This window comes from Enterobacter cloacae complex sp.6700776 (assembly GCF_048284255.1).
Taxonomy (GTDB): domain Bacteria; phylum Pseudomonadota; class Gammaproteobacteria; order Enterobacterales; family Enterobacteriaceae; genus Enterobacter; species Enterobacter intestinihominis.
This window is the reverse complement of sequence record NZ_JBLVYK010000176.1, coordinates 1-302: the sequence shown is the minus strand read 5'-3', so window position 1 is coordinate 302 and position 302 is coordinate 1. Positions and strand designations below refer to the sequence as shown.

Sequence of the window (302 nt, the reverse complement as noted above, 5' to 3'; positions counted from 1 at the left end):
ATACCTATCTTAATCTACGAGGTTGTTTTTGATTCTCCTGTTACATTATTGAGTTTACTTAACCATGTTAACTCGGTTTCAACAAAAGAAAGAGTTTTACCTGTTGAGCTCGTGTGTAACGAATATTCGATTTGTGATACTCGTTTAATTAATGGCGTTTTCCCATCAAGAGTTGTTGTATCGAGCGTTGCTAATGCTTTTGGTGGTTTTGGCGGAATTGGTGATGAGATGTGAGGACCTGTCGGGGTGCTACCTCGAAAACATGACATGATAGAAAAAGGCATAACATATCTCCTTAAAAC

Annotated in this window: 1 protein-coding gene; it reads left to right on the top strand. The window is 38.1% G+C overall.

From position 1 onward, the window contains the following. On the top strand, positions 1-234 hold a 234-nt coding region (locus ACNQ0T_RS23775; RefSeq protein ID WP_417930452.1), incomplete at its 5' end, for a hypothetical protein. Positions 235-302: the final 68 nt, after the last annotated feature.